Genomic DNA, 22,356 nt, shown 5'->3' on the forward strand with positions numbered 1-22,356 from the left:
CGTCCAGGTCAGAGCGCGGGCCACCGCAACGCTGGTGTACGGCCCAGATCACCGACGACAGTGCGGATTTCGTCGAACCGGCGGTCATGGTGGGCGAGAAGTTTCGGACAGCACCCGGGATCGGCCTATTCGGCGCTCATTCGACCGCCGGGGCGAGCGGCACCATAGTCTGCTCCTCGCCGTACCAGATCATGCGACGTCCCCGCATGGTCCCCACGTTCTCGACGGCGGCCTTCCATTCCGGGCTCGCCAATGCGGCGTCGAGCGCTGCGCGGGATTCGAAACTCAGAATCGACAGACCGTCCCAGCCGGCGGACTTCTCGTCGAAGGATTCGAGGAGTTCGGTGTGCTGCCAGCGCAGCAGGCCCGGCAGTGGGTAGGTCACCTCCGCGTGTTCACCCCGCCACCATTCGATGAACTGCTCGTGGGTCCAATCCGTGGGACGCGATGCGAGGACGATCAGGTTGTACATGTGAATCCTAACTGAATTCTGTTCAGGTTCTGCGAGCGTAGCGCTCCCACCATATGGGCGGTAGGAGCTCAGTTACGCACGATCCGTACTGCTGCTTCGGTCACCGACTCGGTGATCTGCTCGAGGGTGACGCCGCCTTTCGGCCGGTACCAGCGCCACACGCTGATCACCAGCCCGAGGACCATTCGACCGAGCATTCGCGGATCGCCCGGAGTGAAGACACCGGCCTCGATGCCGTCCGAAATCAGCCCGGTCCAATTCTGCTCGATCTGTCGCACGAGCTCGCGCGATCGCAGGCGCTCGGCCTCTTCTTTGGCCGACTGACGCGGGGTGGCCAGCAAATCCATATGATTCTGCAGGATGCGGCGCTGCAGCGCATCGGTCGGCGAGGCGGTCAGCGCCGCGGCGATGGCGGCGCGCAGCGCTTGCTCCGGGACGGCCTGATCGGCGATTGCGGCGTTGAATCTTTCGGCCGAATCGGCCAGTTCGAGTCGCATGATCGTCAGCAGGCAGTGGGCCTTCGACTCGAAATAGTGGTACAGAGCGGTCTGACCGATGCCCACCTCGTCGGCGATCGAGGCCCATTTGGTGTGCTCGTATCCGACTCTCCCGAACTGCTCGACGGCAGCGGTCAGGATTCCGCTTCGTTTCGAGCGCGCGCTTTCGCGGCGAACCTCCGCGTCAAGGGTCATCAGTGTCTATACCCCGCATTCGATGGTGTGCATTCGACATGACTCTACCGGAACTGAGATGAACTCGGGTCAACTATGCTTGCCAGCTGGGTCGCCAGCCGCACCGCGTCGGGCCGAGACAACTTGCCCACGGCGTTCTGCGGTAGGTCTTGCACCGTGAACAGGTATTCGGGCCACTTCGACTTGGGAAAGTCCGCCGCCGCGAGCTGATCGGTGACAGTGGCCAATGTCAGCGATTCTTCGTCGGTGACTACCAGCGCTGCCGCTCGTTCGCCGAGCATGGCATCAGGTACCGGGACCACACACACCTGCACGATGCCGGGCACATTCGCGATGGCCGATTCGAGTTCGTTGATGTCGATATTGCGCCCGCCTCGGATAATGATCTGCTTCTGGCGCCCGGTCACCCGGATGGAGCCATCGGCCGCGACCTCGACCAGATCACCGGTCGGGAGAAAACCATCCGCGGTGCGGGCCGGGGGAATCGCGACGCCACCGCGGGCGTAAGCGACGAACAGGGACGGGCCCTTTACCTGCGCATCGCCGATCTCACCGGCCGCCACGACGTTCCCAGCGCTGTCGACCGCCCGTACGACGGTGCCACGGAATGGTCGCCCGTCCCGGCCGAGCCTGATGGCGGGCGGATCGTCGAGTTGTGGCGTGGTGTGTCCGAGACATTCGGACATACCGAAAACCCGCAGGAACGTGGTACCGAGCTTCTTCTCGGCCGCACGCAGCGCGCGTTCGTTCATCGGACCGCCGCCGACGGTCATCGCTCGCAGGGCGGACAGCGCGCCTTCGGAGCCGTCGACCATCGACAGCTGCAGCGCCATGGTCGGAACCAGCATCGTCCAGGCAATACGGCACTCCGCCATGGCCGCCAGGGCAGCGGCAGGTTCCCATTTGCCGATCGACACCATCGAGCCGCCGAGATAGGCAGGTAGGTACATGCCGAAACAGAAGGCGGCCACCGAAGACAGCGGCACAAACGCTCCGACTGCCTCATTCGGCTGCAGTCGAACGGTGTCGATGGTGCACTGGCAGGCATAGCGGATGGCTTCTTCGGACTGCACCACACATTTGGGACGACCAGTAGACCCGGAGGTCATCGCAATGGCCGTGCCTGCGTGCCATCGGTCCACCGGATCGAACGGTCCCGTTCGCGAGCACAACACGCGTGCGTCGAAGGCGGCCGCCCGAATCGGGAAGCGATCCTCCCGCACACCCCAGCGCTGCAGCGAGTCCGGTGCCGCGACCACCAGATCCGGGGCAATATCCGCGACCGCGAGCGCGAACTCGGATTCGGTGGCATGCGCGCCGAATACCGCGACGACACCACCACGCAGACCGATTGCCACGGCGGCCGCCACGGTGTGCCAGGTGTTGTCGGCCTGGACGAGGGCAGTGGGTGGGGCCGGATCGATGGACTCGATCCGCTCGGCCAGCGCTCGGGCCGCTGCGACGATCTCCCCGAGCGTGTGGCGACCGAATTCGTCCACGACCGCGATCTGCTCCGGCGTGCGCTGTGCCCGCTCGATCATTTCCTGCGCAAGTTTCTTCATCGCCCCACTTCTCTCGCGACGCTCGATATCTGTCTACTCGCTTCCACGCGCTGGGGTGCGTGGCTTGTCAATAGCGGGGGCACGAGCACCGCGCGTCCGGTGACGGTCCCGTCTCGCAGGCGTCGGTAGATGTCGACCGCGTCCGTGAGCGGATACGTCGTGGCCTCGACGTGGAGTTTCCTCTCGATCGCCATTTCGACCACGGCCTCCAGATCCGATCGGGCACCCCAGAACGGCGCGTCAACCTGCCACCCGGCGGCGAGGCCGATCCGTTTGCCGACAGCCAGACGGCCGCCCGCACTGCCGACGACCGCGAGTCGGCCACCTGGCGCGAGCACTCGCGCGGCCGACTCCATCGTGTCGGCGGCGCCGACGAAATCGAGGATCAGGTCTGCGCCGCCGTCGAGTGCCGGAAGCGCCGAGGCGAGATCGGCAAACGCCGCATCGCTGCCCAGCCGCACGGCGCCGGGCAGGGTTTCCTGCCGGTTGTCGATGGCGAGGACACGTCCGGCACCGAAGTGGCGAAGGATCTGAATCGCCAGGTGACCGAGCCCGCCGACACCGATCACGACACAGATCGCGGATTCGTCGATGACATCGGCGTGCCGGCGCACGGCGTGGTAGGCGGTTGTCCCGGCATCCGCGAGTGGAGCGGCGATGGCGGGCTCGAGCTCGCCGGTGCGAACGAGGAATCGAGCCGACGGCACCACCATGGCCTGTGCCAGACCGCCGGGATAGCCGAGGCCGTTGCCGATCGGGGCCAGTCTGCCGTCCGGACGAGGTTGCAGCGTCAGACAGTAGTTCTCCCGTCCCCGCGCACAATTGCGGCAGCGGCCACAGCCCCAGATACCGTGGACCACAACGGCTTCGCCGATCCAGGACTGATCCGCATCGGGACCGGTGTCGATCACCGTGCCCGCGACTTCATGGCCGAGGGTGAGCGGCAGCGGATAGTCGAAGCTCGATTCGGCGGCATCCATGACGTGCAGATCGGAGCGACACAGCCCTGCTGCGGTGACCTGTAGCAGTAGCTCGGCACCACGTGGCTGCGGCACGGCGATCTCGCGCAACTCTGGTTCGCAACCCCACTCGGTCAGTTGAACGGCCAGCATCAGCGAGCCGTCCAGCCGCCGTCGACAATGAGCGTCTGGCCGGTCATATACGACGACGCGTCGGAGGCGAGAAACAGAACCGCGCCGTCGATTTCACCGGCCTTGCCACCACGGCCGAGCATCGTGTTGCGGCGCACCCACCCCGCCGACTTCTCGTTGTCGAACAGGCCATCGGTCATCTCGGTATCGAACCATCCCGGCACGACAGCGTTCACCCGAATCCCTCTGCGCCCCCACTGCCCGGCGAGTTCCCTGGTGAGTCCGAGTATCCCGGCCTTGGATGCGGCATAGCTCGCGCCACCGATCGGTGCGGTCGAGACCAGTCCGATCACCGATGAAATATTGATATACGACGCGCGTTCCCCCTCCGGCAGTCGTGTCGCGGCATAGGTGGCGAGGTGGAATCCCGCGATCAGGTTGACCTCGAGGAGCGCGGCGAACCCGGCTGCCGTTTCGTCTTCGGCATGCGCAGGACCGGGCTTGCCCGCGTTGTTGACCAGCACATCGAGCCGTCCGGACTGCTCATAGCAGCGGTCGACCAGCATTCGGCGGTCCTCGTCGGATGTCACATCACAACGAACCGGAACGATCCGGGGATCCTCCGCGGCCAGCGCCGCCAATCGGTCGAGCCTGCGAGCCGCAGCGTACACGGTGGCCCCGGCACCAGCGAGAGCCCGCGCGAAGCCCATCCCGAGACCCGACGACGCGCCGGTGACGACAGCGACCCGGCCGGTCAAACCGAACAGGGCGCCCAGTGTCGTTCCGGCGACACTCACATCGTTTCGCATGTCAGTACACCGCGGTCCGGCCACCGTCGACCGGGATCATCGCACCGGTGGTGTAACCGGCGGCGGCGCTCGCCAGATGGGTGACCAGACCGGCGATTTCCGCTGGCCGGCCCAACCGGCCCGCCGGCAGGCGATCGAGGATCTTCCCGACGAACTCCTCGTCCCAGTTCTCGGCCATATCCGTCGCGAATCCGCCCGGCATCACGCAATTGACGCGCACAGTGGGCGCGTACTCCTGGGCGAACGCCATGGTCAAGGCGTTGAGTCCGTTCTTGGCCGCGGCGTACATCGCCTCGGGCGGACTCGGGCGGACGGCCCCGATACTCGAGATATTGATGATCGACCCGCCACCGGCGGCGGCCATCCGGGCACCGGCAACCGCCATCAGGCGAAATGGGCCCTTCAGGTTGACCTCGATGGTCTTGTCCCACAACCCTTCCGAGACCGACAGCAGACTGTCGGCCAGCGGTGCGATACCCGCATTGTTCACGACGATATCGAGACTCCCGAAATCGGCGATGATCCGATCCACGGCTGGTTCGATCGAATCCCACTTGCCGACATGCAGTTCGAATGGGTGCGCGCTGCCCGCCCCTTCGTCGTCGCCGAGTGCGGCAACCGCCTGCTCGCACGCGTCGCGTTTGCGGCTGGACACGATCACCGTGCAGCCCGCGTCACGCAGTCCGCGCGCGATGGCGAGTCCGAGGCCGCGGCTGGCGCCGGTGACCAAGGCGACCTTTCCGGTCAATTCCGTTGTGCTCATTTGTGCTTCTTCAATTCGAGGCGGGCGATGGTACGCAGATGTACCTCGTTGGGACCGTCGGCGATCTGCAGCGCCCGGGTTATGGCATACAGGCGGGCCAGGACAGTGTCGTCGCTGACACCAGCGCCACCGTAGGTCTGCACCGCGCGGTCGACGACGGTGTGCGCCACTTCCATTGCCGCAACCTTGATGGCGGCGACCTCCGACCGGGCGGCCGCGTTGCCGTAGTTGTCGATGAGCCAGGCCGACTTCAGGACGAGCAAGCGAATCTGGTCGATTTCGATGCGGCTGCGGGCAATCCACTCGCGCACGACCCCGCGATCGGCCAGTGGACCGCCGAAGGCAATGCGCTCCAGGGAGCGTTGGCACATCATGTCGAGCGCCCGCTCGGCCATGCCGATGGCGCGCATCGCGTAGTGCATCCGGCCCGGTCCCAACCGGCCCTGGGCAATGGCGAAACCGTCGCCTTCGGCGCCGAGCATGTTCTCGGCCGGGACGCGGACGTCGGTGAACTGGACTTCGCCGTGGCCGAGCCGGTCACGGAAGCCGAACATCGGAAGATCGCGCAGCACTTCGATCCCCGGTGTGTCACGGGGAACCAGAATCATGCTCTGCTGGCGATATGTCGCTGCCCGCGGATCCGATTTGCCCATGAAGATGATGAGCTTGCAGTCCGGGTCGAGAATGCCGGAGGTGTACCACTTACGGCCATTGAGGACGTACTCGTCGCCGTCGCGAACGATGGTGGAGGTGATGTTGGTGGCGTCGGAGCTGGCCACCGCGGGTTCGGTCATCGCGAATGCGGAGCGAATAGTGCAGTCCAACAATGGTTTCAGCCATTGCTGTCGTTGTTTCTCGGTCCCATACATGGCCAGTATTTCCATGTTGCCGGTGTCGGGAGCCGAGCAGTTGACGGCTTCGTTTCCGAGGATGGATCGACCGACGACCTCGGCCAGTGGCGCGTACTCCAGATTGGTGAGTCCGGCGCCGAGGCCGTCGTGGGTCATGAACAGGTTCCACAGACCCAATTCGCGGGCCTTGACCTGCATATCTCGCATGACTTGCGGCTGCTCATGCGGGTTGTCGTTCGCCGCGAGCTGGGCGTCGAACACCTGCTCCGCGGGATAGACATACTCGTCCATGAACGATTCGAGTTTGCCGAGCAGATCCTGCGTGCGGGGAGAATAGGAGAAATCCACGGTGCGGCTCCTGAACTGGTGCGGTCGATATCAACCGGCGAGTAGCGCGGTCCCGGTCTCGATCAGTCGGTTGATGGTGGCGGGCAGCTTTTCCTGGTCGGGGTCGTAGTGCCGGCCTTCCCGGTGCCGGCGCAGGTTGTGGCCCATGATCGCGGCCATCTTGAGGCGACCCAGCGCGTCGAACCACGTCATATCAGTGAGCGCGGGCCCACCTCCGACGTACAGATCGACCAGTTCTTGCGCTGCAGGCAGTCCGGGCACCTCCCGGCCGACGCCGGGAAAGTTGCTGCCGTCGGCGAAGACGAGGAACCAGCCCAATTCGACCCGAGGGTCGCCGGCGCTCCAGATCTCCCAATCGATCAACGCGACCGGTTCGACGCCGTCGGAGATGATGTTTCCGAGGCGGTAATCACCGTGCACCAGTGTCGGTGTCGTCGGTTCGGGTGTGCTCCGGCCGAGCAACTCGAGCAGCCGGTCACCACCGGCGACGAGGTCGGGTGGGACCGCCCCCAGGGTGCGTGCCCAGCGGGCGAGCTCGGCGTCCGGCGTGAGCGGGGCTTGCGCGCCGGGCACGGTGCTCGGATCTATCGTGTGCAGGCGCGGCAGAATTTCCGCGGCACGCCGCATCCGGGCCGCGGCCGAGCCGGGTTCGACGGCTGGATCGTCCAGCACCGGTTCCAATGCCTGCCCGGCCACGAATTCCATGGCGAACCAGGCCGGTCCGACGTCGTCGACCGCGACGATGCCCGGTACGGGAACCGGTGTGTGTGCCAATGCCTGCATGATCCGGGCCTGCCGCAGCATGTCGTGTCGGCCGATGGCCTGCTGTCCCTCGGGAACGGCCTTGACCACGAAGTCACCGCCGGTCGTTCGCACCCGGTAGGTCAAACCGGAATGTCCGCCGAGCAGCGGCTCGAAGGTGGTGACTGTCGCGTCGAGGTCCGCGTGCAGCCGGGCGCGGACGCGTTGTTCCACGGTATTCGCCCGACCGCCACCCCCCACCGAATCGCTACCCGATGCTGAACTCATGGGCGTGGCTCCCTCGGTAGTCCGAGTACTCGCTCGGCGATGATGTTGTGCTGAATCTCGTCGGTGCCCCCGGCGATCCGGTAGCCGGGCGCGCCGAGAATGTGCTCGGACCACGCGAAGGTTCCCCAGCGACCGGAGTCCACGGTGAGGTCTCGCCCGAGTAGCAGGCGCACGACCTCGGAGGTGCGAGCCATCGTATCGGTCGCCAGAAGTTTGCCGATTGAGGCCTCCGGTCCCGGGTCCTGGCCCGCTACGACGGCGCCCGCCACCCGCATATTGCCGATTCGCTGTAGATAGCTGCGTATTACGAGGTCGGCGACCTTATCGCGTTCGATCTCGGTCAGCTGCCGTCCGAGATGCTGTGCCAGCGCTACCGCCCGATCCGCGTTCGCCAGACCGAGGTTGCCCCCGTCGAGGCGTTCGGCGGCCAATACGGTGAGCGCTACCGGCCAGCCTTGTCCTACGGGGCCGAGCCGATAACTGTCGTCGAGTCGTACGCCGTCGAGGAAGACCTCGTTGAACGAACTGCCACCGGTCATCTGCCGGATCGGGCGGACGGTCACCCCGGCACTGGTCATCGGCACCAGGAAGACGGTGAGCCCGGCGTGTTTCGCTGCGGCGTTGTCGGTTCGGCACACGGCGACGCCGATATCGGACACCCGCGCGCCCGAGGTCCACACCTTGTGGCCATCGAGCGTCCAGGTGCCGTCGGCGGATCGGACGGCACGTGTCCGCACCGCTGCCAGATCGGACCCGGCCTCGGTCTCCGAGAACAATTGGCAGGCAATGATATCCGTGCGCAGCATGGCTCGGACATAGCGTGACCGCTGCTCGTCGGTGCCCCATTGCTCGACGGTGGGAGCGACCAGTTGTTGTGTCACCGAGAACATCTCGGTGCGTCGTGGCACATCGAAATCCTCTTCGGCGCGCCGAAAAGCAAGGACGTAGGACATCGGCAGACCGCGGCCACCATAGCTCTCGGGCCAGTTCAGTGCGCCCCAGCCGGCGTCGAATTTGGCGCGCTCGTACTCGCGGATCCGGTCGGTGTGCGCGCGTTCCTCCTCGGCGTTCCAGCTCTCGAAAACGGCTACCGAATCCGAACCCGAACCCCAGATCGATTCCGCTCGTGGGACCGCCACACTGCGCAACCAGGCGACGGCCTCATCGGTGAAGCCGACGAGGTCGGGAAGTGTTCGTGTGGTCACTGATTCACCTCGAAAGTGTTGTCATCTCACACCGAAAGCACGGTGCAGGCGCTGATTCCGGGCGCCCCGTACACGTGCGTGAAGCCGACCCTCGGCGTTCCGGGCACCTGGCGATCCCCGGCTTCGCCGCGCAGTTGGGTAACTATCTCGTGCACTTGCCGGAGACCGGATGCGCCGATGGGTTCGCCGTTGGCGATGCACCCACCGTCGGTATTGACCGGCAGTCGTCCGCCGATCTCGGTGTGGCCTGCCGCGATCATCGACTCCTGTTCGCCGTGCTCGCAGAAGCCACATTCGGCCATATGCATGATCTCGGCGCCGCTCTCGGTGTCCTGTAATTGCGCGACGTCGACATCTGCGGGGGAGATGCCCGCCAGTTCGAAGGCGGCCGCGGCCGCATCGGCGCTCACGCTGGTCGGTTCGCCCCCGCCTTGAACGGCCGGGCTGAATACTTCGAAAGAGCCGAACCGGCGGGTGCGGTGGCTGATCGCGCGCAACCGGACCGGCCGACCGCCGAGTCGCCGGACGGCAGCCTCGGTCGCGACGATGACGGCGGCCCCGCCCTCGCCCGGGGAGCAGAACATATATCGCGTCAACGGGTCGTTCACCATATCGGCGGCGGCGATCTCGCCGGCCGAGATCGCCGCACGTCGCCAGGCATTCGGATTCAGGCTGCCGTTTCGATACGCCTTTTCGGCAACCTTCGCCAAGGTCATACCGGATATCCCGTATTCGCGCATATATCGGCCGATCTTGGCGCCGAAGAACTGCGTGGTGACCATGAGCCCGGCCGAGCCGTATCCCTCGGATAGTCCCCATTCGGCGGGTGTCGGATCGAAGGCTCCGCGCGGGTGTTTGTCGAATCCGACCGCCAGCGCTATTTCGGCAGTGCCCGAACGGACCGCATTGACCGCCGAGAACAATGCGCTGCCACCGGTGGCGCAGCCATTTCTCACATTGCTGAAAGGTATCCCGGTGAAACCGAGTTCGGCGACGAGTGTGTCGGCGAGTCCCGAACCGTCGCTCCCGCCGAAGGCGACCTCGATGTCGGGCCAGGTCACCCCGGCATCGTCGAGCGCGGCGGCGATCGCGCTGACCGCCATCTGACGGCCGGTGATGCCGGGCTGCCTGCCGAACTTCGACAGCCCGGCGCCGATGATCGAAACTGTCTGGGTCACTGCGCTTCTCTCTGTGGAACGACCGCGAACCGGGGCACCGGTGCGGTGCTGACGAGCTGCACCGGTGCCCGCTCCAACTCGGCGAAGTCCTCGCATTCCAGGATTGCTTGAATGCGAATACCTTCCGGAAGTTCGACATAGCCCACCGCGAATGGGGAAAAGCCCTCGGCGGGCGGCATATACGGCGGCGATTTGGGTGGAAACCGCTGCACGGTATAAGCCCACACCACTCCCCGCGTACTCAATTCCATTGCGCTGGCCGTCGGCTGGACACAACGTGCGCAGATGGTGGTTGCCGGATAAGCGACGGTATTGCAGACCGCGCAGCGGCTACCTTCCAGCACCGATGTTGTGTGCTCGCCCATGTCGATCTCCTCTTCGAGTCGCACGCCGGTGGCGTCGGTCAGCGACCGACCCACTTCGGTTCGCGCTTCTCGAGAAATGCGTTCACGCCCTCGCGCGCGTCCTCGGACTGCAGGGCGTTGCCCACCGCGAGATGCTCCATCACCATGAGCGACTGGATGTCCGCATCCAGACCGCGGTCGATGGTCATCTTCGTGAGCTTCATGGTGAACGGGCTCTTGTCCACGATCGGTGCGATGAACTCGGCGACCAGATCGTCGAGCTGGTCCGCGGGCGCGGCGGCGTTGATGAGATCGAAGTCCGCGGCCTGCGTGCCGGACAGCAGCTTTCCGGTCAGCATCAGTTCCTTGGTCTTGCGGATGCCGATCATGCGGGGCAACCGGTAGATCGGACCCGCGCCACCGAAAAGCGCACGCCGAATGTGGAAGTCACCGATCAGCGCGTCCTCGGACGCGACCGCGAAGTCGCAGGAGATCATCAGCTCGAAACCGCCGGCCGTCACATGCCCCTCGAGAACCGCCAGGGACGGCGTGTTCATCGAGTAGAGGCGATCGCACACCTTGGCCGAAAGTACTGCGACATCCATCGCGTTGGTACTGCCGACATAGTTGGCGAGCAGTTCGTCCAGGTCGAAGCCCGAGCAGAACGTATTGCCGCGGCCACGGAGCACCAGCATCTTGAGCTCCGGGTCCCTATCGACCTCGACGATGATTTCGTCGAGTCGGTGCAGAAGTTCGACGGTGACGGCGTTCTTCTTGTGCGGGCGGTTGAGCCACACGCGTGCGACGTCACCGTCCTTCTCCAACACGATGTGGTCGGTGTCCACCATCTCGAACCTCTTTCTTGAACTTGAACTGGATTCAATTCAGTTTTACCTAGCCGATCGCTCCGCGTCAACAGGGGAGCCGGCGCCGTTCGCTGCTTCAGATTCCGATGAGAGTGGCGATTCGCGCTCGGTGCGCACGTGAATCACCCTGTAGCGCTTCGTTTCCCATTGCCCTGCGGAAGTAGGAGTGCGCGGGGTGTTCCCAGGTGAAACCGACGCCACCGTGCAACTGGATCGCTTCTGCCGCCGCGTGCACCGCCGCATCGGTACATACGGCGCCGGCGACCGCCACGGCCAACGAGGCCGATCCCGGGTCCTGCGCGTAAATCGCCGCCGCATAGCGGGAGGCCGATCGAGCACGTTCGAGGACGACCAGCAGATCGGCCAGCCGATGTTTGACGGCCTGGAACGAGCCGATGGGGCGACCGAACTGGCACCGAGTCCCCGCGTACTCCACGGTCATCTCGAGCAGGCGGTCGACAATGCCGGTGTTCTCGCATGCCAGCGCCAGCGTTGCCAGCTCGCCCAGCCGCGCCGCGGTCGCCGCGGTGGCATCGACGTCGGTAAGCGCGTTCGCCGGAGTCCGATCGAAGGTGATATCCGCGCGACGGCGCGTGGGGTCGAGCACTCGACGCTCGGCCCGGGCAAGCGGTGCGCCCGGTTGGGTGGCGAATAGGCGGCGGCCGTCCGGACATTGCGCCGAAACGACGGCCACATCGGCGTTGCCGCCACTTACCAGGCTCGCCGTGCCGTGCAATAGCCACCCGGCCCGCGTCGGCTCCGCACGCACGTGATCTGTGTTGGCAGATAAGGCGCTGACCGTGGCGAGCAGGCTTCCGTCCAGAACTCCGGCGAGTACGTCACCGTCCTGGCCGGGATCCGCCGACAGCAGGGCGTGGACACCGAGGACTGCTGAGGTGTATACCGGCTCGCACGCGAGCGCGCGACCGCATTCCTCGAGCACGATCCCCAGCTCGACCATGCCGTAGCCGAGCCCGCCACGATCTTCGGGGACCGTCAATGTGGTCACCGACATGTCATCGACGAGCGTTTTCCACAGCTGTGGCGAATAGCCGGGGTCGGTGGACGCGACCGTTCGCACCTGCTCGATACCGCCATGTTCGGCGAGTATGCCGCGGACGGCCGCACGCAGGTCGGAATGCTCCGGTCCGGGTGTCAGCGCAGGTGGGTCCGCGTGGGGCCATGGCACTTCTCTCGCGAGCGAGGACATCTAACCTGCCTAAATTGAGTTCAGTTTGATGATTCGAGAGTATCGCGCCGAAGTCTGGACAAGAAGGGATTTACCGAACTAAGTTCATTTCATGAGTTTGGCCATCGAGGGCTACTACGCAACCTTGGACAGTGGGCGATTGGACGACGCGGTGGCGTTACTCGCTGAAGACGTCGAGTTCGCGATGCTGTTGCCCACCGGAGTGAAACTCGGGCGTGGCCGGGCGGCCATGCTCGATTACCTGCAGGGCCGGCCGAAGGTGAACCGCAAGCATCGGCTGTTGCGGGTGGCCGCCGACAATGGTGTGGAGTTCGCGCACGGCGCCGTCACCGAGAACGACGTGACGACAACTGGTTTCTTCGTCGGCGCGATGCATATCGATGCCAGCGGGCTGATCGATCGCTACCAGGTGTCATTCAGTACCGACTTCGCGCTGATACCAACATCTTTCGACGTCGAGGGAGTGGCCGGATGACGACTGCAGAGCCACCCGTGCTGGCCAGATGGTTCGAATACATGGATTCGGACGACCCCGACCGCGTGCTGGGCATGATCTCGGGCGACTTCGCGATGTCGGTACAGTTCTCCAAAGGGGCCGGGCAGTCCGCCGAATTCGTGGGGGACCGTGCGGGGTTGGTCGGCTACTTGGCGCAGCGCGAGAAGAGCACACTGGTCCATCACATCGACACCGGTGCGGTGGTGGGTGATTACGAGCTGGTACTCGGCCGGACAACCCGCGGCGGGGTGTTCGAAGCTTCCTTCAACGCCACCGCACAGCTCGATGCGGACGGCAAGGTGCGGCGCCTTCTCATCGCTCGCACCCCCGAACTGTCCTTTGCGCGCTGAGTTCAGAAAGCCGATCCGGACGCCAAACTGGAACTTGTCGATAGAGGTACATCTCGGCGAAGCAGCTGGGCACGGATGATCCACGGCGGGTGTCCCGGCAGGCACCGAAAGAGCCAGGGGGCTACCTCGCGCGCCTCCGACCGACGATCCGGTGCAGACCCGTTCTCCACCTTCGACATCCCACCAGTATGTGGAACGTTCCATCTATGGCTTAAGGGGTCAGGGTCCCCATAGCGCGGTCGATCAGTGTGGCGAGGGGAATGGTGCCATCACAAGCCGTCCAGGCGTCGGTCGCCGCATCCTTGCATGCGAGGGCCGAGGCGACGAGCGCGCGAGCGCGGGGGTCCTCGACGGCGGCGGGGTCGATGCCAAGTCGGTGGGAGACCTCCGGCACGAGAAAGTCGTGCCAAGCCTGTTGCTTCTCCCACTGTCGGGCTTTCAAGGACGGCGTCTCGCAGAGCATGCGGACATAAGCCAAAGCCTTCTCGGGTTCGTCGGCATTGAACTCGGTCAGCGCGTCGAAGGCGCGGCGCAGCGACTCCCAGGGAGGCTCGCCGGCGGGGCGCTCGGCGAAGCGCCTCGCGACGTCTCGGCCGAGGTCTTCGAGATCGCCGAGGATGACATCTTCCTTCGTCCCGAAATACCGAAAGAAGGTGGCACGCGACAAGCCCGCCTCGGAAGCGATCTGGTCGACGGTTGTCTGATCGAAGCCATGCTCGGCGAACAGGCGGAAAGCCACGGAGCTTACCTCGGCCTGCATTGCCTGTCGTGTCCGAGCGCGAAGTGTGGAGGGCGCCTCGCGGCGGGTCGGAGCTCTCGATGTGTCAGTCATTACAACAAGTCTACACTTGAGGGCTCAAATTGAGATCCAGTCTCATAATGATCTATGGTTGCGTTTGAATACTTCGTATCAACTTTGGGAGCGCCCCTTGAGCAAGATCTGGTTCGTCACTGGTTCGTCCCGTGGCTTCGGCCGCCACTTCGTCGATGCGGCCCTGTCCCGCGGTGACAAGGTTGCGGCTACCGCCCGTAACACCGAAACCTTGTCCGATCTGGTCGCCGCGTACGGCGACGCGATCCTCCCGCTGGCGTTGGACGTGACCGACAAAGCGGCAGTCACCGCGTCTGTTCAGCAGGCTCATGATCACTTCGGGCGCTTGGACGTGGTCGTCAATAACGCTGGTTATGGCCTTTTCGGCGCGGTCGAGGAAATCAATGAGAAGGAGATCCGCGATCAGTTCGAAACGAACTTCTTCGGCGCACTGTGGGTGACCCAGGCGGTCCTGCCGTACCTGCGTGACCAGGGTGACGGCCACATCGTGCAGATTTCCACCGTCGGCGGGGTAGCCTCATTTCCCACGTTGGGCGGCTACAACGCCTCGAAGTGGGCCCTGGAGGGTCTGAGCGATGCCTTGGCCCAGGAGGTCGCTTCGTTCGGGATCAAAGTCACCCTCGTCGAGCCCGCAGGCTTTGCCACAGACTGGGCTGGCTCGTCCGCGGTCCAGTCCGAACCGCTCGCAGCTTATGACGGTGCACGCGAAGCCGTCGCTGCGGCGTTCGCCGGCGGAACGATCGGCGACCCCACGGCCGCAGGCCCTGCTCTGCTGAAAATCGTAGACGCAGAGAACCCTCCGCTTCGGGTCTTCTTCGGCACCACCCCCCTCCAGATTGTCCCGCAGGTCTACGCTGAGCGACTCAAGACGTGGGACGAGTGGTCCGAGGTGTCGGTCGCGGCCGAAGGCGCCCCCGCCTGAACGCGCAGCTCGCTAGGTAGACGAAGGTTGTGCAGAGAGGGTGCCGAAGGCACCTTCCTGGGTTGGAGGTCGGTGCGCCGAGCCACAGGCGGCGGTGCCGATTTATGGAGGGCGTGGAAATCCGCGTCGCCCAGCGCGCGCTGGCCATGGCCGCCGCGATCTCGCACAGCCACATCATCGATGCACCGGTCACCCGGTCACTGATCGCCTACGATCACTGACCGGGCTTCGGACTATGCGCGACGACATCACGGACGCGCCAGCCCCCAGAGGGAGCTGTGGTCCCAGTCGGCTTCGGACAACGTCTCCAGCAGTTCGACCAGGCCTGCCCGCTCAGCGGCGACTCGGCATTGCCCGCGAAATGCCCAACGACATTGCGCGATTGGCCCTCGAACGAGTCTGGAAAACCGGTATGTTCGGTTCCCGCAGAAAGTTGGCTGCGTATCGCGTCGTAGCAACCGATGTGGGATGGGCCGCTGGCCATCGAAGGGCCTGCCGCCGCGTTGCTGTTACTTGCCACCGGCCGTAATGCGGCGCGAGATCTCCTCGCCGGCAACGGTGTTGCGCAACTGAGCGCAGACCAAGATCGGCGATAGCCGGACGCCAAATACCTGACGCATGCCTGCTCACCATCCACGAGATACGTCATCACAGCTGGCATCGGCCAGCGGAGGTGCTGATGCCGGATGTACCCGATCTCGACCCCATGCGCACCCTTTCAGGCAGAGTTCATCGGAGTATATGATTCTGGTTCCGCCTCGGTGGATTTCGGTAGGGGTAGGGAATGAAGAAGAAGCTCATCGCCGCTGCTGCGGCTCTGTTCGCGGGTGTCATCGCACTGACCGGGTGCTCGAGTGACGCCGACGTAGTGTCCAAGAACCTGTCCAAAGAATCGGACCAGTTCAAGATCAACCGGCGCGTGGTGTTCTTCAACGGAATCACCGACAAGTACCTGCTGTCCATCGAGGGCAGGTGCTCGATCAAGGATGAGAACAACCAGCTCGAGGTTACTTGCAAGACCGGTGATGACGAATACAAGAAGCACTTCCTCGGACTCTCGGACAACGTGAGCTACTTCGTGGAACAGCTCGAAGGCGCTGACGTGAGCCGCTACCACTACAAGGTGATCTTCAAGCCCGAGACCATCATCCCCGATGTCGACCATCCCTGAACTCGAGATTCAGTAGTCCAGCCGCACGTGGCTATGTCGCCGTAGCGGCGTCGGTCGTTCTGTGGATGACGATCTTCAGGAGGCTGGCGATGACGCGCCGGAACCCTCCGCGCCGCCGACAGCTACCCGAGGGGTTGGGGGAGCAGCGGCGAACTGCGATCAGTGTGACGCGGGCGGGATGCTCTGCTCGTACTGGAAGACGTTGTGGGGGTCGTACTTCGCCTTGATCCTACGCAGCCGTTCGAAACGCTGGCTCCCCCAGTAAGCGGTCTCCCAGTCTTGCATTGCGACGTTCGGCACGTTGACGTAGGCGCCATCCGCGTAGGGCCGCAGCGCCTGGCTGAACTCAGCGGTCCAGGCCTGGGCCTGCGAGGTCAGTGGGTCGCCGACGCCTGGTTGTGGTGAACGAGTCCCCCAGGCTGCGCCGATCTCGCCGTAGAAAAGCGCGTCGCGATGCGCGAACGCCGTGCCGCCCGGGGGCTCCGTCTTGATCGCCCCACCGAAGGCATCGACGAAGTAGTTGCTCTCCTCTGTGGGGGCGTTTCGCATGAAATCGCCGATGATGTCGATCGCTGTCTTCGGGAACCGCTCTTTGACGAACTGCGAGAAGAACTTCCAGTTCGCGGGCTCTTGCGCGAGCGGGATCTGGGCTCCCGCAAAGATGTCGCCCCAGTTACCGACCTGCACCGTCACATCAGGCGTGCCGACCGACAGGATCGGAGCCAGCATCTGTCTGGCCTGTTCGGCTGCCCCGTCCACAAGCCACGCGGACAGCTGGATCTGGGACTTGTGGATCTCGAGCTCGGATCCCAGACGGCTGTCGGCGGACGGCACCGTACGCTGCCATGCCTCGAAAACCCCGTGAAGGTCCCCGAGTCCATCCCATGTCGCCTGCACATAGGCAAGATGTTCGAGCGGATACACCTTATAGGTCAGTTGTGTGACGATCCCGAAGTTGCCGTTTCCTGCTCCGCGCAGCGCCCAGAGCAGGTCCGAGTGGTGCTGCAAGTCCGCGTTGATCACCTCGGCGCAGTCGTCACCTGACGGGACGACGACCTCGGCCGCGATCAGGCTGTCGCAGGCCATGCCGAGCCAGCGGTTGAGCGGCCCGAGGCCACCGCCGAGCGTCGCACCGCACAGGCTTACGCTGCCTTCGCTTCCGGTTGTGACCGCAAAGTTCTGCTTCGCGAGCGTCGTCACCGCTTCCAGTTGGTTCAGCCCGGCTCCGACCGTCGCGATACGCGCGCCAGGGTCGATCTGGACCGATTTCAGCTGGCTGACGTCAATTACGATGCCGTTGTCGACGTTCGACCAGCCCTCTAGGGCGTGGCGGCCGCTGCGCACCCGCAGCGCGATGTCATGCTGCCGCGCCCACGTGACGGCGTTCACCACGTCCTTGGTTTCCTGCGCGAAGGCGATGACCAGCGGATAGTGAGAAAAGAGCTGGTCCCAGCCGAGTCGCGCATCCGTGTACGACGCGTCACCGGGGCGGATGATGTGGCCGGTCAGCGTCGCGGGCGGGCATCCCGGGCTTTCACTGGGCTGGCCCGCGGCCTCGATTCCCGGGGCGCTTGCATCCGCAATATCCGGTGTGTCCGCGGCCGTGAGGCCCGCGCCGACGACTGCTCCGACGCCAGCGGCCGCCGACGTCCTGAGCAGGTCGCGGCGAGAAAGATCGCTCAAGGTCCAGATCCTCTCAATCGGGCTACGCCAGTACCCGGCTGCCAAGGGAACTCTTACCCGCCAGCCGCCGGGCAGTCCTTTGTGGTCGACCCCCGCACGGTAACGGGGTGACGTGGCGGTGTGTCCCGACACGCCAATCGAGGACGATGACGACACCCAAACGAGGTTCCCAGCGGTGTCGGCCGGCTCCGCAAGCCGGACTCGTCGATTCCGAACACGCCGGAGTGAACGTGGTCCACCACGCCAAACGCGAGGCCTCGTCGGCGTTGTGCGGCGGCGGCTGGACCCCAACTGCTGCCGCTGAACCGCTCTGGATCGTCGTGTCATTTTCCGAGCCGGGCGCGGTGGGTGCTCATTCCGCTGGGCGCGCGTATCGAGCGTCCGCTTCTGCCGATGTGTGCTGGAGGCTAGTCGATCAATTCGATGCCCCGGGAACGCAAGAAGGCCTGCAGTTGGGGTGCAAGCCGATCCGCACCGATCACGCGCTTCAAATTCGGAAGGAGATGGAGGTCATCGAGACTGGCGACGTCGAACTGGTCGCTCTCACCATCCCAGTGTGGGCAGCATTCGAGGTAGACCTGACAGCCACCATCGAAGATCAGCTGCTCAACCCCTCCGAGTAGATCGGCAGAAAGCTCCAGGCTCTCGAAGTACGTCCGCGCTTCCGGCATGACCTGGTCGCGATAGTTGTCGAAGGAATACTCCCAGAGGTCACCGTCGAACCCACGGGCTTCCAGTGTGTCCTCGAGCGACCATGGCGCAAGCTTCGGAGAGTCTCCGTACATAAGTTCGTCGATAACGGCCAGTTTGATGCTGAAGTCCACGAACCTAGTCACACGCTCAAAGTAGCGCTGGTATACGACAACGACTACTTCTCGGCTTCCTGGCGTGCCAGACACGTCGGACCGGTGGGTGTCGATCACACCCCACCATATCGGCGGCGGAAGGTCCAGTTCCTTGGCGAAAAAGGCCGATTCTTTGGCGAAAAAGGCCGGAGCACCTTCAGAATTGAATTGGCGCGCTCGAGTTCGGGGACCCCGCTCGCTCACCCTCAGAAACCCTCGCCGCGGCACATTCCCACAGTTCAACCGGCTTCCTGGTTCCCGCCGAACCCCAAATCGCTGCTTCTTTCCAGATCCAACGGTCTCCAGCAAACCTGGAGTCACCAATCCATCGAGATCGGATGGCGCATCGGATTCGGCGAAACCTTTGCCAACGCGTGATAAGCCGCTAAGGTACTGGAAGGCAACATCTTCGGCTGGGCGCCGGCCGATACCGTCGGCAGTGCCCCAAGGAGTACAAGTGATCACTGAGAAAGACGCGCCGTTGGAACCGGGAAATAGTGATATCTCGGGTGAATCAACAGCTGGAGCCACAGATTCGGTGAAATGTTTGCCAGATTTCGCTCCGAAAAATCTGCCGCATATCACGGAGCAGCCAGGCGGTCGGATCGTGTGCCGGACCAGGATCATCGCCAAAGTGTCCCATCCCGACGTCGCACCCCGGCAGATCCGCGACGATCTCGTCGCGAGGCGCCAACACCATCGTTAAATTATTCAGTCGACGACCTTTCCGGCTCTGACGGGTCGCCCGAACACTTTTGCCGAATTCCGTTGAATATTCGATCCGATAATTGTTTTCGTTCATAAGGAACTTGATAGAAACCGATCCGAACCGGGTCGACGCAGAGGAGGGGTAGGCATGCCGATTCATACGAACGTGAGCACCGTATCGACCGGGAACCCACGGGAACCGTCGGCGGATACCGGTGCGCTGCGCGAGGGACCGTTCGGGCTGTCCGCGGGATGGTGGCCGGTCGCTTTCTCCGCCGAGGTCCGGCAGTCCGTCCGTCGCGCCCGCCTGGGCGTACGGGACATCGCGCTCTACCGTGATCAGGCCGGTTCGGTCCGAACAGTGGCCGACCGCTGCCCGCATCGGTGGCTGCCGCTCTCGATGGGCAGGCTCACCTCAGCGGGTTTGCAGTGCGCATACCATGGCTGGACCTTCGACGGGGCGACCGGTAGGTGTTCGCTGATTCCCGGCGTACGCCCGGACGAGAAGCTGCCGGCGAGAATCCGGGTTCCCGCCTATCCGGTCATGGAGGAGGGCGGGTTCGTGTTCGTCTGGAGTGGGTTCGGTCCACCCGACTCGCTCGCCAGTGCGCTGCCTGCGGCGGGGGTCCCGGCTGGGCCCGCCCAGGTTCGAACGGTCCGTGGTGTAGCCGAAGTGCGGGCGCCGCATTCCCTGGTTGCCGAGGCGCTGCTCGTCAACCCGGGAAAGGCACTCGGACTCGGCCGACTTCTCGGATGCGGTGACGAGACGCTCGGCCCGGAGGTTGCCGTGAACGCCTCGGGCGTGGTGGTCCGCCGACGCCGTTTGACCTGGAATCTGCCACGGCTGGCGACCTTCGACCCGGTCAGCCGCCGCACCACCGACGCGCGGGTGGCTGTCGTCCCCACGACGGGGACGACTATCGCGGCTGCCGACACCCGCGGAGGCCCGGCCGCGGTGCGGATCCTGGTCGGGCTGACTCCGACCGCCGGCCACCGCACCACCGTCCGGTGGCTGGTCGAGGCGCAGGGCACTTCCGCGCTGCACGCGCGGATGCGCCTGTGGGCGAGCATGGCCGGGCGGTCTGCCATCCAGGTGGTACGTGCACTGGAAACAACCGCTGATGCCGCCGAGGCGGTCAGCGATCCCGCCGTCGATCGGGTGCGTGAGTTCCGAACCGGCGCTGTTGAAACGGAGGCGCAATGAACAAGATGACCACGAATTCGCCCGTCCTGGCAGCATCGCCGACCCTCCCGTCGCCGCAGTACGAGCCGGCACCCGACAACGTGGCTCTGCCTCCCAATGGTTTCGCGCTACGCGACGTGTGGTTCCCGGTCGCGCACAGTCGACTCGTCGGCCGCCGGCCGGTGTACCGGCCGATCCACGGCCGACCGATCTACTTGTGGCGCGAGAACGGGGCGGTGCACGCATCCGAACACTCCCCGGCCGACCGCAAACACGGCCGACTCCGGGCAGGTGAATTGACCAGGGGCACCGGACTTTACCCGGTCGCCGAGCGATACGGATATGTCTGGGTCTGGTACGGCGATGTAGCCGCGGCCTCGTTCGAGTTGATTCCGCGGATCCCGCATCTGCCCGCCGCAGGTGGATTGCCCCGCCATTTCTTGAACAACGTGGTCTTCGACTGCAGCCAGCAGCTCGTGTGTGAAAATCTGCTCGATCTCACCCACGCGGACTTCCTGCACTCCTGGTCACAGCAGGTCGTCGGATCCGAAATCCGGGTCACCTCGACGTCGGAGACCGTCACGATGGTGCGCACGGCGAATGACCGGCCCGTTCCGAAGGCGCAGCGCCGCAGACTCGGGAGCGACCGGCAGAACTTGCGCCTGGCGACGTTTGTCTACGTCCGCAGCGGAATCTGCATCTCTTACGGCTCGTATCAGCCGGGACTGCTGTTCTGGATGATGCATCCGGCGAATCCGGAGTCGCCCGCACGGACACGCACTCCGGTAACCTTCGACACGCTGCGCGTTTCGCCACTGGCTCGCCATCTTTCGCCCCTGTCCGCGCACTTGATCGCGCGACAGGACAATTGGGCGTTGCGCGCCCAGAACAACTCGTACCTTCGGGCCGGCGAGGAGCCGGAAATGAACTCCCGGTTCGACGTCGGCGCCCTCCGCTACCGCAAGATCTATCAAGACCTGGTAGCACGCCAGCAGCGAGGCGACTACTCCTACCTGCCGGACGGAGATCCCGGACGGGACGTCACTGCGGAAATCGAGCACGATTGACAAGGAATTCGACCCGACATGTTGTTCGCGATTCATCGAGACGACGTCTTGAACAGAGATCGCTGGTTCCTGCAGAAGAGCGTGAAATCGACTGTTTCAGGGACAGTCGAGAAATGCTGCACAGACAGGCCCATTGGTCTTCGAACGGTTCGAGGGTGGCGGGGTCGACGAAGACGGTGGTGCCGTGCTGGCGGCGGGCTCCGGCCAAGGGTGCGGCGATGAGGTTGCCGACCCCGCGTCCGGTGTGGGGGTCGTAACCAACTCGATGGAACAGTCGTCTCGGTCACCCGCGGCGAGCGATGGCCGTTGTCCGCGTCCGGTTGACAAGGGCTGGCTGCCCCCACGCCAATGACCGGTAGTTCGGTGGTGCCGGCACCGCACCGGGACACGGTGCCATCGACGGCGCCCGCACTTCCTCCGGCCTGACATCCGCCACCGACGTAGCCGAGAAACTCGAGGCACGGCGGCCACTTGCAAATCGCAACCTGTTTCGTAACCGGGCGATGTGAGCAGTTGCTGCTGTCTCTTCGATCCGATCGATTCGGGAGCACACCGCCGTATGTAGTCGTACTCTCTGAGTACCGAAGGTGTTGATCAGCGAATATCCGGACATCAGGTTCTGGAGGAGCATGACCACCACACATCGAATCGGACATCCGAGCCCGTCTCCGCGGTATCG

General features: G+C 64.5%; 24 protein-coding genes and 1 pseudogene. 7 read left to right on the forward strand and 18 right to left on the reverse strand.

Annotation, left to right across the window (positions count from 1 at the left end; translation table 11 throughout):
• Nucleotides 1-136 precede the first annotated feature (136 nt).
• The 13 genes from ACT86A_RS26360 to ACT86A_RS26420 form a co-directional block, all read right to left on the reverse strand.
• Entirely contained in the window at nucleotides 137-472 is a 336-nt protein-coding gene (locus ACT86A_RS26360) for an EthD family reductase (protein WP_445094919.1), read from the reverse strand.
• Nucleotides 473-540: 68 nt separating this feature from the next.
• Nucleotides 541-1,164 (reverse strand): TetR/AcrR family transcriptional regulator, encoded by a 624-nt coding sequence (locus ACT86A_RS26365; RefSeq protein WP_445094920.1) that lies wholly within the window; start codon nucleotides 1,162-1,164, stop codon nucleotides 541-543.
• A gap of 44 nt (nucleotides 1,165-1,208) precedes the next feature.
• The gene (locus ACT86A_RS26370) at nucleotides 1,209-2,726 is read right to left on the reverse strand and encodes a class I adenylate-forming enzyme family protein (RefSeq protein ID WP_445094921.1); all 1,518 of its coding nucleotides are present in this window, start codon (nucleotides 2,724-2,726) and stop codon (nucleotides 1,209-1,211) included.
• Nucleotides 2,723-3,838 carry an NAD(P)-dependent alcohol dehydrogenase gene (locus ACT86A_RS26375; RefSeq protein WP_445094922.1) on the reverse strand — a complete coding sequence of 372 codons (1,116 nt, stop codon included), beginning with the start codon at nucleotides 3,836-3,838 and terminating at the stop codon, nucleotides 2,723-2,725. The genes ACT86A_RS26370 and ACT86A_RS26375 overlap by 4 nt, the downstream gene beginning before the upstream one ends.
• Nucleotides 3,838-4,626, reverse strand: a complete 789-nt coding sequence (locus ACT86A_RS26380) for an SDR family NAD(P)-dependent oxidoreductase (protein WP_445094923.1) — start codon at nucleotides 4,624-4,626, stop codon at nucleotides 3,838-3,840. The genes ACT86A_RS26375 and ACT86A_RS26380 overlap by 1 nt, the downstream gene beginning before the upstream one ends.
• A 1-nt stretch (nucleotide 4,627) precedes the next feature.
• Nucleotides 4,628-5,389 (reverse strand): SDR family NAD(P)-dependent oxidoreductase, encoded by a 762-nt coding sequence (locus ACT86A_RS26385; protein ID WP_445094924.1) that lies wholly within the window; start codon nucleotides 5,387-5,389, stop codon nucleotides 4,628-4,630.
• Nucleotides 5,386-6,588 carry an acyl-CoA dehydrogenase family protein gene (locus tag ACT86A_RS26390; protein ID WP_445094925.1) on the reverse strand — a complete coding sequence of 401 codons (1,203 nt, stop codon included), beginning with the start codon at nucleotides 6,586-6,588 and terminating at the stop codon, nucleotides 5,386-5,388. The genes ACT86A_RS26385 and ACT86A_RS26390 overlap by 4 nt, the downstream gene beginning before the upstream one ends.
• Nucleotides 6,589-6,618: 30 nt before the next feature.
• Nucleotides 6,619-7,617 (reverse strand): phosphotransferase family protein, encoded by a 999-nt coding sequence (locus tag ACT86A_RS26395; protein WP_445094926.1) that lies wholly within the window; start codon nucleotides 7,615-7,617, stop codon nucleotides 6,619-6,621.
• Nucleotides 7,614-8,822 (reverse strand): acyl-CoA dehydrogenase family protein, encoded by a 1,209-nt coding sequence (locus tag ACT86A_RS26400; RefSeq protein WP_445094927.1) that lies wholly within the window; start codon nucleotides 8,820-8,822, stop codon nucleotides 7,614-7,616. Before ACT86A_RS26400 ends, ACT86A_RS26395 begins: the two co-directional genes overlap by 4 nt.
• 26 nt (nucleotides 8,823-8,848) lie before the next feature.
• On the reverse strand, nucleotides 8,849-10,000 hold the full coding sequence (locus ACT86A_RS26405; protein ID WP_445094928.1) for a thiolase family protein: 1,152 nt from the start codon (nucleotides 9,998-10,000) through the stop codon (nucleotides 8,849-8,851).
• Nucleotides 9,997-10,365: a Zn-ribbon domain-containing OB-fold protein gene (locus ACT86A_RS26410; RefSeq protein WP_445094947.1), complete on the reverse strand. Its 369-nt coding sequence runs from the start codon at nucleotides 10,363-10,365 to the stop codon at nucleotides 9,997-9,999. Before ACT86A_RS26410 ends, ACT86A_RS26405 begins: the two co-directional genes overlap by 4 nt.
• 38 nt (nucleotides 10,366-10,403) lie before the next feature.
• Nucleotides 10,404-11,192, reverse strand: a complete 789-nt coding sequence (locus ACT86A_RS26415; RefSeq protein WP_445094929.1) for an enoyl-CoA hydratase/isomerase family protein — start codon at nucleotides 11,190-11,192, stop codon at nucleotides 10,404-10,406.
• Nucleotides 11,193-11,286: 94 nt separating this feature from the next.
• A complete protein-coding gene (locus ACT86A_RS26420; RefSeq protein WP_445094930.1) occupies nucleotides 11,287-12,420 on the reverse strand; it encodes an acyl-CoA dehydrogenase family protein in 1,134 nt (377 codons plus the stop codon).
• A gap of 91 nt (nucleotides 12,421-12,511) precedes the next feature.
• Between ACT86A_RS26420 and ACT86A_RS26425 the strand changes: the two genes are divergently transcribed.
• The gene (locus ACT86A_RS26425) at nucleotides 12,512-12,895 is read left to right on the forward strand and encodes a nuclear transport factor 2 family protein (RefSeq protein WP_445094931.1); all 384 of its coding nucleotides are present in this window, start codon (nucleotides 12,512-12,514) and stop codon (nucleotides 12,893-12,895) included.
• On the forward strand, nucleotides 12,892-13,266 hold the full coding sequence (locus ACT86A_RS26430; RefSeq protein WP_445094932.1) for a hypothetical protein: 375 nt from the start codon (nucleotides 12,892-12,894) through the stop codon (nucleotides 13,264-13,266). Before ACT86A_RS26425 ends, ACT86A_RS26430 begins: the two co-directional genes overlap by 4 nt.
• A 211-nt stretch (nucleotides 13,267-13,477) precedes the next feature.
• On the opposite strand, the gene ACT86A_RS26435 is transcribed toward ACT86A_RS26430, so the two are convergent.
• The gene (locus tag ACT86A_RS26435; RefSeq protein WP_445094933.1) at nucleotides 13,478-14,005 is read right to left on the reverse strand and encodes a TetR family transcriptional regulator; all 528 of its coding nucleotides are present in this window, start codon (nucleotides 14,003-14,005) and stop codon (nucleotides 13,478-13,480) included.
• 199 nt (nucleotides 14,006-14,204) lie between these two features.
• Here ACT86A_RS26435 and ACT86A_RS26440 point away from each other — a divergent pair, with 199 nt between their 5' ends.
• The 3 genes and pseudogenes from ACT86A_RS26440 (at nucleotide 14,205) to ACT86A_RS26450 (ending at nucleotide 16,191) form a co-directional block, all read left to right on the forward strand.
• Nucleotides 14,205-15,020, forward strand: a complete 816-nt coding sequence (locus ACT86A_RS26440) for an SDR family oxidoreductase (RefSeq protein ID WP_445094948.1) — start codon at nucleotides 14,205-14,207, stop codon at nucleotides 15,018-15,020.
• A gap of 98 nt (nucleotides 15,021-15,118) precedes the next feature.
• A pseudogene (locus ACT86A_RS26445) lies at nucleotides 15,119-15,241 on the forward strand (IS982 family transposase); the annotation flags it as partial.
• 563 nt (nucleotides 15,242-15,804) lie between these two features.
• A complete protein-coding gene (locus ACT86A_RS26450; RefSeq protein ID WP_445094934.1) occupies nucleotides 15,805-16,191 on the forward strand; it encodes a beta-sandwich lipoprotein in 387 nt (128 codons plus the stop codon).
• A 159-nt stretch (nucleotides 16,192-16,350) separates the two neighbouring features.
• On the opposite strand, the gene ACT86A_RS26455 is transcribed toward ACT86A_RS26450, so the two are convergent.
• From ACT86A_RS26455 to ACT86A_RS26465, 3 genes are all read right to left on the reverse strand, one after another.
• The gene (locus tag ACT86A_RS26455) at nucleotides 16,351-17,874 is read right to left on the reverse strand and encodes an FAD-binding oxidoreductase (RefSeq protein ID WP_445094935.1); all 1,524 of its coding nucleotides are present in this window, start codon (nucleotides 17,872-17,874) and stop codon (nucleotides 16,351-16,353) included.
• Between the two features lie 407 nt (nucleotides 17,875-18,281).
• A complete protein-coding gene (locus tag ACT86A_RS26460; protein ID WP_445094936.1) occupies nucleotides 18,282-18,923 on the reverse strand; it encodes a DUF6892 domain-containing protein in 642 nt (213 codons plus the stop codon).
• Nucleotides 18,924-19,233: 310 nt separating this feature from the next.
• Nucleotides 19,234-19,521 carry a hypothetical protein gene (locus tag ACT86A_RS26465; protein WP_445094937.1) on the reverse strand — a complete coding sequence of 96 codons (288 nt, stop codon included), beginning with the start codon at nucleotides 19,519-19,521 and terminating at the stop codon, nucleotides 19,234-19,236.
• Between the two features lie 54 nt (nucleotides 19,522-19,575).
• On the opposite strand from ACT86A_RS26465, the gene ACT86A_RS26470 reads away from it, so the two are divergent.
• A complete protein-coding gene (locus tag ACT86A_RS26470; protein WP_445094938.1) occupies nucleotides 19,576-20,631 on the forward strand; it encodes a Rieske 2Fe-2S domain-containing protein in 1,056 nt (351 codons plus the stop codon).
• A complete protein-coding gene (locus ACT86A_RS26475) occupies nucleotides 20,628-21,677 on the forward strand; it encodes a Rieske 2Fe-2S domain-containing protein (RefSeq protein ID WP_445094939.1) in 1,050 nt (349 codons plus the stop codon). Before ACT86A_RS26470 ends, ACT86A_RS26475 begins: the two co-directional genes overlap by 4 nt.
• Here the strand turns inward: ACT86A_RS26475 and ACT86A_RS26480 are convergent.
• Nucleotides 21,652-21,885 (reverse strand): hypothetical protein, encoded by a 234-nt coding sequence (locus ACT86A_RS26480; RefSeq protein WP_445094940.1) that lies wholly within the window; start codon nucleotides 21,883-21,885, stop codon nucleotides 21,652-21,654. The genes ACT86A_RS26475 and ACT86A_RS26480 overlap by 26 nt on opposite strands.
• Between the last annotated feature and the right edge of the window lie 471 nt (nucleotides 21,886-22,356).

This window comes from Nocardia glycosmidis, from assembly GCF_052545115.1.

Coding starts and splice junctions, on each gene's coding strand:
- ACT86A_RS26475 (WP_445094939.1), top strand. CDS start 20,628: ATGAACAAGATGACCACGAATTCGCCCGTCCTGGCAGCATCGCCGACC.
- ACT86A_RS26360 (WP_445094919.1), bottom strand. CDS start 472: ATGTACAACCTGATCGTCCTCGCATCGCGTCCCACGGATTGGACCCAC.
- ACT86A_RS26430 (WP_445094932.1), top strand. CDS start 12,892: ATGACGACTGCAGAGCCACCCGTGCTGGCCAGATGGTTCGAATACATG.
- ACT86A_RS26420 (WP_445094930.1), bottom strand. CDS start 12,420: ATGTCCTCGCTCGCGAGAGAAGTGCCATGGCCCCACGCGGACCCACCT.
- ACT86A_RS26450 (WP_445094934.1), top strand. CDS start 15,805: ATGAAGAAGAAGCTCATCGCCGCTGCTGCGGCTCTGTTCGCGGGTGTC.
- ACT86A_RS26470 (WP_445094938.1), top strand. CDS start 19,576: ATGCCGATTCATACGAACGTGAGCACCGTATCGACCGGGAACCCACGG.
- ACT86A_RS26465 (WP_445094937.1), bottom strand. CDS start 19,521: ATGAACGAAAACAATTATCGGATCGAATATTCAACGGAATTCGGCAAA.
- ACT86A_RS26385 (WP_445094924.1), bottom strand. CDS start 5,389: ATGAGCACAACGGAATTGACCGGAAAGGTCGCCTTGGTCACCGGCGCC.
- ACT86A_RS26395 (WP_445094926.1), bottom strand. CDS start 7,617: ATGAGTTCAGCATCGGGTAGCGATTCGGTGGGGGGTGGCGGTCGGGCG.
- ACT86A_RS26375 (WP_445094922.1), bottom strand. CDS start 3,838: ATGCTGGCCGTTCAACTGACCGAGTGGGGTTGCGAACCAGAGTTGCGC.
- ACT86A_RS26380 (WP_445094923.1), bottom strand. CDS start 4,626: ATGCGAAACGATGTGAGTGTCGCCGGAACGACACTGGGCGCCCTGTTC.
- ACT86A_RS26425 (WP_445094931.1), top strand. CDS start 12,512: ATGAGTTTGGCCATCGAGGGCTACTACGCAACCTTGGACAGTGGGCGA.
- ACT86A_RS26410 (WP_445094947.1), bottom strand. CDS start 10,365: ATGGGCGAGCACACAACATCGGTGCTGGAAGGTAGCCGCTGCGCGGTC.
- ACT86A_RS26365 (WP_445094920.1), bottom strand. CDS start 1,164: ATGACCCTTGACGCGGAGGTTCGCCGCGAAAGCGCGCGCTCGAAACGA.
- ACT86A_RS26370 (WP_445094921.1), bottom strand. CDS start 2,726: ATGAAGAAACTTGCGCAGGAAATGATCGAGCGGGCACAGCGCACGCCG.
- ACT86A_RS26415 (WP_445094929.1), bottom strand. CDS start 11,192: ATGGTGGACACCGACCACATCGTGTTGGAGAAGGACGGTGACGTCGCA.